Annotated in this window: 2 protein-coding genes; both read left to right on the top strand. The window is 49.7% G+C overall.

The annotated features are described in order from the left end of the window. Window positions 1–257, top strand: a 257-nt coding sequence (locus tag R7Q48_RS25070) for a peptidoglycan-binding domain-containing protein (RefSeq protein WP_318132837.1), incomplete at its 5' end; no start/stop codon positions are given. After that, window positions 257–940 carry a general secretion pathway protein GspB gene (locus tag R7Q48_RS25065; protein WP_318132835.1) on the top strand — a complete coding sequence of 228 codons (684 nt, stop codon included), beginning with the start codon at window positions 257–259 and terminating at the stop codon, window positions 938–940. The genes R7Q48_RS25070 and R7Q48_RS25065, both read left to right, overlap by 1 nt. Window positions 941–1,000: the final 60 nt, after the last annotated feature.

The raw sequence follows: 1,000 nt of genomic DNA, 5'->3' as shown, positions 1-1,000 counted from the left end.
TTAAAGAGACGTTGCGTTTAGATATGGAAGGGCCGGCGATAGAAGTGCTTGACCAATTGCTTGCCAAAGCGGTCAGTGAATCACCATTGGAAACGTCCATTTTTGACGGTGCGTTAAAAGAGCGAGTGGAACTGTTCCAACGTTGGCAGGGCATCGGTGTGGATGGCATTGCGGGTCATCGCACGTTAGAGCGCTTACAACAAAGTGTGCAACCTAATGCGCCAACACTAGCAAGCATTAACAAGGAGGAGGCGTAATGTCAGTCATCAAACATGTTGGACTCTTTCTTGTGCCTATTAGCGTGTCAGCGATTGCGGTTGCGTGGCATTTAGATTTGCTTACGCCAGAGACTCAAGCGGTTACGCCAGAGGTAGTGGTGGTGGAAGTCGTACAACCATTTGAAGTTTTAGATTATCCAGAATCAACGGATCTTGCTCAACTGCCACGAGAATGGCCGAGTGCCGAGTTATCTCGCGACATTGGGACATTCTTGCAACCCTCCGAGTATGCCAACGAGGGTGAGGCTCCAGATCCGACAACGGCTACTCCCGTCACGAGCACAGCATCTACGCATCGTCGTGACGACTTAGGTTTGTCATTGGATGATCTAGACTTGTCTTCCTTGTCTCCAGATCTCGCCAAAAAAGTGGAAAATGCGCTGTCTCAAAACGATGCGCCGACTTCTGCGCCGTCACAGGTGAATGACTTGGAGCGCAATGCGCAGCAGTGGCAAGGACGTCTTCCTGCCCTTAATTTGCAAACGCACATGTATGCCAGTGATGCCAATCGTCGTTGGGTGAAAATCAATAACGTGGAGTATCACCAAGGGGATGTGGTGGATGGGCAAGTCACGCTGAAAGAGATTCAGCCGCAGGCTGTCATTGTCGAATTCCAAGGTGAGCAAATCCGAATCCCTGCGCTTTACGAATGGGATGGTTAGTACTCTCGCGTGAAACCATTAGATAAGCAAAAGGCCACATGAATGTGGCCTTTTTCGTAT

Source organism: Vibrio sp. 378 (assembly GCF_033339435.1).
The sequence above is the reverse complement of the archived record's forward strand: the minus strand, read 5'-3'. Positions and strand labels throughout refer to the sequence as shown.